Annotated in this window: 7 protein-coding genes; 1 reads left to right on the forward strand and 6 read right to left on the reverse strand. The window is 72.4% G+C overall.

The window, feature by feature from the left end:
- The first annotated feature begins 135 nt into the window (after window positions 1-135).
- Window positions 136-1,752 carry an IS200/IS605 family accessory protein TnpB-related protein gene (locus ABZS69_RS55815; protein WP_355389593.1) on the forward strand — a complete coding sequence of 539 codons (1,617 nt, stop codon included), beginning with the start codon at window positions 136-138 and terminating at the stop codon, window positions 1,750-1,752.
- Here the strand turns inward: ABZS69_RS55815 and ABZS69_RS55820 are convergent.
- The 6 genes from ABZS69_RS55820 to ABZS69_RS55845 form a co-directional block, all read right to left on the reverse strand.
- Window positions 1,742-1,930, reverse strand: coding sequence for a winged helix-turn-helix transcriptional regulator (locus ABZS69_RS55820; protein ID WP_355389595.1), 189 nt, complete (start codon window positions 1,928-1,930; stop codon window positions 1,742-1,744). The two genes, ABZS69_RS55815 and ABZS69_RS55820, sit on opposite strands and share 11 nt — an antisense overlap.
- 224 nt (window positions 1,931-2,154) lie before the next feature.
- Window positions 2,155-2,379, reverse strand: coding sequence for a hypothetical protein (locus tag ABZS69_RS55825; RefSeq protein WP_355389597.1), 225 nt, complete (start codon window positions 2,377-2,379; stop codon window positions 2,155-2,157).
- 202 nt (window positions 2,380-2,581) lie between these two features.
- Entirely contained in the window at window positions 2,582-3,238 is a 657-nt protein-coding gene (locus ABZS69_RS55830) for a helix-turn-helix domain-containing protein (protein ID WP_355389598.1), read from the reverse strand.
- Between the two features lie 7 nt (window positions 3,239-3,245).
- Window positions 3,246-4,439, reverse strand: coding sequence for a cytochrome P450 (locus tag ABZS69_RS55835; protein WP_355389600.1), 1,194 nt, complete (start codon window positions 4,437-4,439; stop codon window positions 3,246-3,248).
- Window positions 4,440-4,546: 107 nt separating this feature from the next.
- Complete coding sequence (locus ABZS69_RS55840) at window positions 4,547-6,052, reverse strand: glycoside hydrolase family 43 protein (protein WP_355389602.1); 1,506 nt, start codon at window positions 6,050-6,052, stop codon at window positions 4,547-4,549.
- Between the two features lie 2 nt (window positions 6,053-6,054).
- Window positions 6,055-7,888: glycoside hydrolase family 3 N-terminal domain-containing protein (locus ABZS69_RS55845; protein ID WP_355389604.1), on the reverse strand; the 1,834-nt coding region annotated here is incomplete at its 5' end.

Consider the following 7,888-nt stretch of genomic DNA (forward strand, 5'->3'; position numbering starts at 1 on the left):
CGCAACGTGAGATTCCAGGAGGGCGAGTGCCGGTCATGCGAGCGTGCCCGTTCGATCGCCATCCAGCAGCGCCCACCGCCGACGCCCGCCGGACGGCCCCGGATCGCGCCGTCATCGCATTCAAGGCCCTCCAGCATGGCTGAGCTGCGCCCGATCGCCCCCGCGTTCGTCGTGTCCGGTCCGTCCGGTGTCGCCGTCCGCGACCGGCTCAAGCACCTCACGCCCGAGGATGACGAGGTGTTGCGGCTGGTCGGCGCGCATCTTGGCGCGTTGGCCTCCGGCGACCTTAAGACGCGGTGTGCTGATGGGCTGGGGCACTGCGCCGACACCTGGGCGGCGCGTAAGCGTGAGCTGACCGTGTTGTCGTCGGCGCGGTGGGCCGGGGCCATCACCAAGGCGTCCCACGATCAGTGGGCGCTGGCCCGCCGCTGTCAGGCCGACCACATCCGCGACCTTGAGGCTGCTATCGCCACGATCACCCGTCGGCTGTCGCTGCCCGTAGGGAAGAAGGGCACCCGCACGGAGCCTGGCGGTTACCGTTCGGCGCGGGAGTGGTTCGCCAAGTCCCGCCGTCTGGGCGTGCTGACCGACCGCCTGCAGCAGCGGCGGGCTGACCAGCAGGCCGGGCGGGTGCGTGTGGTGCGGGGCGGCAAACAGCTGGCCCGCACCCGGCATCACCTGGAGGCCGCCGGACTCACCGAAGCCGAGTGGCGGCAGAGCTGGGAGGCCGAGCGCTGGTTCCTGGCCGCCGATGGCGAGTCCGGCAAACGCTACGCCAATGAGACCATCCGCGTCACCCCCGACGGTCGGGTGTCGATCCGGCTGCCCGCGCCGCTGGCGCACCACGCGAACGCGCCGCACGGCCGCTACGTGCTGGCCTGCCGGGTGGCCTTCGCCCACCGGCGCAGCGAGTGGGCCGATCGGATCGAGGCCAACCGGGCGGTGGCCTACCGCGTCCACCTGGACGTGGCGCGCGGACGCTGGTACATCACCGCCTCCTGGCAGATTCCTCCGGCTCCGGCCGTGCCCCTATCGGCTGCGCTCGCCCACGGAGTGATCGGCGTGGACACCAACGCCGACCACCTGGCCGCCTGGCACCTGGACGTCCACGGCAACCCGATCGGCAACCCCCGCCGCTTCACCTACGACCTGTCCGGCAACGCCGAGCACCGCGACGCCCAGATCCGCCACGCCCTGACCCGGCTGCTGCACTGGGCACGCACCTGCGGCGTGAAAGCCATCGCCATCGAAGACCTCGACTTCAGTATGGAGAAGACCCGGGAGAAGCACGGCCGCCGCAAACGCTTCCGCCGGCTCATCTCCGGCATACCCACCGGCAGGCTCCGCGCCCGGCTGACGTCGATGGCCGACCAGACGGGCATCGCGATCATCGCCGCCGACCCGGCCTACACCTCCCGGTGGGGCGCCCAGCACTGGCAGAAGCCCCTTACTACAAAGACTTGTACGACCACCCGCCACGACGCAGCTGCCGTGGCGATCGGCAGACGCGCCCAAGGGCACCCGATCCGGCGTCGGACGGCACCGCCCCCTGCCCACCGGAGTGATGAGCAGGGGCATCGGACCGTCCAGGCCGGACCGGACGCCCGAGGGCGTGAAGGACCCCGCCCCCGCATCCCCGGACCACGGACACGATCCGTGCCGCCCGGAGGCGGCGCGAATGCGGGTGACCAGAACGCTCAACACCGTTCGGAGCGTTCGGCTGAGCACGTGCAACTCACGCTCAGTCCTTAGGAACGGTGAGCCGGTAGAGGACCGCGGTTGCGGGGCCGTCGGCCAGCTGGCGCTCCACGAGCCTGGCCGCCATCAGCTCACGCAGGCGGTCAGCGAGGATGCCGTCGGTGATCCCGGAGATCGACTTGGCCAGCTCACTGAACCGCGCGGGCCGCTGCACCAGCGCGACGATGATCATGCCGTTCTAGCGCTTGCCGAGCACCTTGAACACGTCAACGAACTGGACGTCGTATGAGATGCCCTGATGGCTCCCGTCCGTCGCGACGGTCTCGGAGACGCGTTCGGCAATGGTCACCAGCGTACCCCCGGTACCACCCGGAACCGGGCGTGCTATTGGTTCCTGAGCACACTGCACACTAGCTCATTGCGAGCTGGGCTCCGGATCGGCCGGAACCCGCCTTCTCACGCGCCGCCGCCGAACAGCACCCAGCCGAACACGTACATGACCGACCCGAGCACGGCCAGCGCCGCCCACAGCAGCGCGGACATCAGGCCCCGCACGTACGGGTTGCCGCGCGGCGCCGTCCGGCCGTCGGCGAGGTCGGTCCAGCGGGATTCGACCAGCACGGTCACCCGCTCGGCGCGGGCGTTCCCGTCCGCGGTGAGGATGAAGGTCTCGCCTGGCATCTGCTGCCCCTCCCGGGAGAAGACGGATGAGCACCCCGCCGCCCGGCGGGGCTCGGATGCCCTACTGGGCGTCCACGGGGCGACGTTAGGCAGACGCACTTGTCGCGGACTTCGCGCCTTCTTGGACCTCGAGCCGCGCCGCGTCCAAGTCACGGTCAAGCGCGCCGCCCGGCCTTGCCCGGTGGTCAGCCCTGGACGGCGGTCAGCTCGGGTCCGCCCGCAGGGCGCCGAGGAGGCCGCAGACTGCCGTGACGAGATCGTCCCCCAGCCGCCGCCAGGCCACGGCGGCGGACGCGACCGTGGCGTGACCGGAGGCCAGGTCGCGTTCTAGTTCGGCGCACATGTGCACGATGAGCACGCGGGTCATGGCCTCCCGCCGTGCGACCCGGCCGGGGTCGGGCTCGACCGGCCCGCGCGTGGCGTCGTACAGGCGGCGCAGGGACGGCCGCTCCAGGTGCACGCTGACGGCGTACTCGCGCAGCGCGGGCTCGACCACGACCTGGGCGAGGAAGCGGCCGTACCAGGAGGGGACGCCCAGGTCGATGTGGTGCTCGATGTGGGGCAGGACGACGCAGCGGATGCGGTCGCGCGTCGACATCTCGCCGGGCTCCCCGAGCCGGCCCAGCATCGCCAGCCGGTGCACCTCCATGGCCTCGGCGTGCTCGGCCAGGATGGCCTTGACGAGTTCGTCTCGGGAGGTGAAGTGATACTGCACCGCGGACTTGTTGCGCTGCCCGGCGGCTTCGCCGATCTGCCGGATCGACACCCCGGCGAAGCCCTCCGTGGCGTACAGGCGCTCCGCCGCCCGCATGATCGCGCTCCTGGCGGTCACCGAACGCGCGGACGCCTGGACCGTCATCGCGAGCTCACCACGTGACCCACACGTCCTGGAGCCCGCCCGACAGCAACCCGGTGCGCAGCCGCAGCTCGTCGGCGCTGTCGCGCAGGCGCAGGGTGGGGAGCCTGCGGACGAGCGTGCCGAGCACGACCTGCAGCTCCAGCCGGGCCAGCGGCTGGCCGAGGCAGTAGTGCGGGCCCGCGCCGAAGGTGAGGTGCTGGTTGGCGTTGTCCCTGCGCGGGTCGAACGCGTCCGGGTCGGCGAACTTGCGCGGGTCCCGGTTGGCCGCGGGCCGGCACGGGATCACGGTGCTGCCGGCGGGCACCGCGGTGCCGGCGAACTCGGCGTCCTCGGTGGCGACCCTGGGGAAGCCGACCACGCTCAGCGTGCTGTCCAGCCGCAGGACCTCCTCGACGGCGCCGGGGATCAGCCCCGGGTCGTCGATGACCGCCCGGTAGCGCTCCGGCTCCGCCAGGAGCATCGCGGCCATGATGGCGATCATGTTGGAGGTGGTCTCGTGCCCGGCCAGCAGGAGCGCCATCACCGTGGTGATCAGCTCTTCGTGGCTGAGCCGGCCGTCCTCGCTGTCGGAGATCTGGGTCAGCTCGCTGAGCAGGTCGTCGCCGGGGTCCGCGCGCTTCTCGTCGACCAGGGCCGAGACGTACGCGCCGAACTCCTCGTACGTCTGCTGCACCTCCTCCTGCGTGTAGCGCGTCAGCGTCAGCATCACCTGGGACCAGTGCGCGAACTTGTCCTGGTCCTCGCTCGGGGCGCCGACGAGGGCGCAGATGACCCGCACCGGCAGCGGCAGGCCCAGCTGGACCGACAGGTTGGCGGGCGAGCCGTACTTGAGCAGGTCGTCGACGAGCTCGTCGGTCATCTGCTGGACCCGGGGGCGCCAGGACTCCATCTTGCGGATGGTGAAGGACTTGCTGAGCAGCCGCCGCCACCGCAGATGGCCCTCGCCCTCCCGCAGTCTCGTGGTGCTGGGACGGGAGAAGATCCCGCCGTCCTCCGTCGTGGACACCCGCGCCGCGCCCTCGCCTCCGCGCTGGAAGCTGGTGTCGGCGAGCAGGGCGCGGACGTCGTCGTAGCGGGTCAGCAGCGTGGCGGCGTCGCCGCTGGGCAGCCGCACGTGGGCCACGGGGCAGCCGGCCTGCAGCTCCGCCCACTCCTTCGGCGGCTCCAGCGCCGACGTACGGGGGAAGGGGTAATCGGGCATGGTTTCGGTCATGACGCCCCCAATGTCGTTGACAAGTCGCCCTCAACTCTAAGGCGACTGCCTTAATAAGGGAAGCACCTTAAACGCCCTCCGGGAGGAAGATCGCATCACGAAAGGTCAGTGGGCCGGTAGTCGAACCAGTCGAAGCCGACGCTCCCGTCCGTCGCGTACATCCCGATCACCCGCCCCGTGAACCCCGTGGCCACCTCGGTGGACAGATAGCGGCCGTCCAGTTCGGCCAGGAGCACCCCGTCGACCGAGAAGGCGATGGTGTCCGGTCCGCGGCCGGACACCCCCACCGGCTCGTCGGCCGGCGAGATGACGGACGGCGGCAGGACGTCGCGGGTGCGGAAGTCGAGGGCGAGGGTGAGCGGCCCGGCGGGCACCGGCCGCTCGGCCAGGCACTGCCGGAGCGGGCCGATGCGCGCGACCACCCGCGCCAGCCCCCCGTGCACCTCCAGGTCGTAGTGGTGGGCCTCGTCCATGCGCACCGACACCCCGGCCGTAGCCGTGCCCGGGTCCAGCCGGGCGGTGACCCGGCAGTCGTGGTGCTGCTGGCGGCGGCCGATGAAGGTGTGGCCGGGGCGGTCGAGGGTCGGGCCGGTGGCGTGCAGAGTCAGCCACCCCGGCCGCTCGGTCAGCGACCAGGAGCCGTCCGGACGGCTGCGCGGCGAGATCCAGCAAGGCCGGAGCGAGGGGTCGTCGAAGTCGTCGCGGGAGGGCTCGGGCGGGAGCGGGTGCCAGGCGGCGGGCGCCGGGTGGCGCTCCTCGACGGGGCCCACGACCGGCCAGCCGTCCTCCCACCGTACGGGCGTGAGGAACGTCTCCCGCCCGAGGACCTGGTACTCGGGGGTGTAGCCGCGCGGGCGGGTGCCGAGCAGGACCATCCACCAGGTCCCGTCCGCGGCCCGCACGAGGTCGGCGTGGCCGGTGCTCTGGATGGGCCGATCGGTGCCGCGGTGCGTCAGGATCGGGTTGACCGGGCCGGGCTCGAACGGGCCGCGCGGCGAGCGGGCGCGGGCGATCGACACGGCGTGGCCGCGCTCGGTGCCGCCCTCGGACATGAGCAGGTACCACCAGCCGTCCACCTGGTAGAGGTGCGGCGCTTCCGGATATTTCCCGCCGGTGCCGGACCAGACCTGGTACGGCCCCTCCAGCACCTTGCCCTCGGCCGGATCGATGCGCGCCACCTGGGTGCCGGAGAAGGCGCACCAGCAGGCGCCGTCCTCGTCCCAGGTCAGGTCGGGGTCGATGCCGGGCAGGTCGATCCAGACCGGGTCGGACCAGGGGCCTTCGGGGCGTTCGGCGGTGACGATGAAGTTGCCCCCGCCGCTCACGTTGGTGGTGATCAGGTAGAACAGGCCGTCGTGGTGGCGGATGGCGGGCGCGTAGACGCCGCCGGAGGCGGGCAGGTCCGGCGGCAGGCGCAGCTGCGCGGGCCGGTCGAGGACGTTGCCGATCTGGCGCCAGTGCACGAGGTCGCGGCTGTGGAAGATCGGGACGCCCGGGAAATACTCGAAGCTGGAGCACACCAGGTAGTAGTCCTCGCCGACCCGGCACACGCTGGGGTCGGGGTGGAACCCGGCCACGACCGGGTTGTCATACATGCGCATGTTCAGCGCTCCTTTCCAAGGACCAGCCTGATCGACGCGCTCAGCGGCAGGTCGGCGGCCGACGGCCCGGAGGACAGCACGATCTCCCCCGGTTCGACGAGCCGGCGCCCGCCGAGCCCGGTGAACGAGAACGCCTCGGCGGGCACGCCGAAGGCCACCTCGCGGGTCTCCCCCGGCTCCAGGGGCACGCGGGCGAAGCCGACCAGCCATCGGACGGGCCGCGTGACCTGCGCCACCGGGTCGGAGGCGTAGAGCTGCACGACCTCCTCGGCCCGCCGGTCACCGGCGTTGCGCACGGTCACCCGCACCTCCACCTCGCCGTCCGTGCCGTATTCCGCCTGCGACGTCCACATGGTCTCGTACGTGATCGCCGCGTACGAGAGCCCGTGCCCGAAGGCGTACGCCGGGGTCGGGTCGAGCACCGTGATGCCCTCCGCCTTCCCGCCCAGGGGCGGCTGGAGGTAGGTGGACGGGTTGACGGACGGCGAGTACGGGATCTGCACGGGCAGCCGACCGGACGGGTTCACGCGACCGCTGAGCACCCCGGCGACCGCCGCCGCACCCTCGACCCCGGGGAAGAACGCCTGGACCGCGGCGGCCACCCGGTCCTGGTAGGCGCCGAGCGCGTACGGCCGGCCGGACACCACGACCAGCACGGTCGGCGTGCCGGTCGCCAGCACCGCCTCCACCAGGTCGGGCTGGCGACCGGGCAGCCGCAGGTCGGCGGCGTCGCACCCCTCCCCCGACGTGCCGCCGCCGAACATCCCGGCCCGGTCCCCGACGAACAGCAGCACGAGGTCGGCCTCGGCCGCGACCTCGGCCGCCGCTTCGATGCCCGAGCCGTCGTCGCCCGACACCTCGGCTCCCAGGGAGTACCGCACGTCGGCGTGGGGGAACTCGGCCGACAGGCCCTCCAGGATCGACGCGACCGGCAGCCCCATGCCGTGCTCGGGGAAGCGGTCGAGGACGTGGTTGGGGAAGGAGTAGCAGCCCATGAGGGTACGCGGGTCGCCGGCGCACGGCCCGATGACCGCCAGCCGCCCGGTCGCGAGCGGGTCGACGGGCAGGGCCCGGCCGGCGTTGGCCAGCAGCACGATGGAACGTTCCGCGACGGCCGCGGCCAGCTCCCGGTTCCGCGTGCTGTCCAGGTCCACGTCCTCGGCGCCGTCGGGGACGAGCGGGCCGCCGTCCAGCAGGCCGAGCTCGATCTTCTGGCGGAGCACCCGGCGTACCGGCTCGTCCACCAGCGCCTCGTCCACGTGACCCGCCTTCACCTGCTCGACCAGGTTGCGGCCGTACCCGCGGGTCTCGGGGAGCTCCACGTCGATCCCGGCCGACAGCGCGAGCGCGCCCGCCGCCGCGACGTCCTCGGCCACCCGGTGCATGGAGGCGAGGAACGGGACCGACCAGTAGTCGGACACCACCGTCCCCTCGAACCCCCACTCCTCCCGCAGCACCCGCCGCAGCAGCTCCGTGCTCGCGGCGGCCGGGACGCCGTCGAGGTCGGTGTAGGAGTTCATCACCGAACGCGCCCCGCCCTCGCGCAGCGCCGTCGCGAACGGCGGAAGGATCACATCGGCGAGCTCACGGGGCCCGATGCTGACGGGCGCGTGGTTGCGGGCCGCCCGCGAGGCCGCGTACCCGGCGAAGTGCTTCAGGGTCGCGATGATCCCGGCATCTTCCAGCCCGCGCACGTAGGCCGCGCCGATCTTGCCCACCAGGTACGGATCCTCGCCCAGCGTCTCCTCGACCCGCCCCCACCGGTAGTCGCGGACGACGTCGAGCACCGGCGACAGGCCCTGATGCACGCCCGCGGCCCGCAGGTCGGCGCCGATC

The organism is Nonomuraea sp. NPDC005650 (assembly GCF_040605375.1).
In the GTDB taxonomy this organism is placed as follows: Bacteria; Actinomycetota; Actinomycetes; order Streptosporangiales; family Streptosporangiaceae; genus Nonomuraea.

Coding starts and splice junctions, on each gene's coding strand:
- ABZS69_RS55815 (WP_355389593.1), top strand. CDS start 136: ATGGCTGAGCTGCGCCCGATCGCCCCCGCGTTCGTCGTGTCCGGTCCG.
- ABZS69_RS55820 (WP_355389595.1), bottom strand. CDS start 1,930: ATGATCATCGTCGCGCTGGTGCAGCGGCCCGCGCGGTTCAGTGAGCTG.
- ABZS69_RS55825 (WP_355389597.1), bottom strand. CDS start 2,379: ATGCCAGGCGAGACCTTCATCCTCACCGCGGACGGGAACGCCCGCGCC.
- ABZS69_RS55830 (WP_355389598.1), bottom strand. CDS start 3,238: ATGACGGTCCAGGCGTCCGCGCGTTCGGTGACCGCCAGGAGCGCGATC.
- ABZS69_RS55835 (WP_355389600.1), bottom strand. CDS start 4,439: ATGCCCGATTACCCCTTCCCCCGTACGTCGGCGCTGGAGCCGCCGAAG.
- ABZS69_RS55840 (WP_355389602.1), bottom strand. CDS start 6,052: ATGCGCATGTATGACAACCCGGTCGTGGCCGGGTTCCACCCCGACCCC.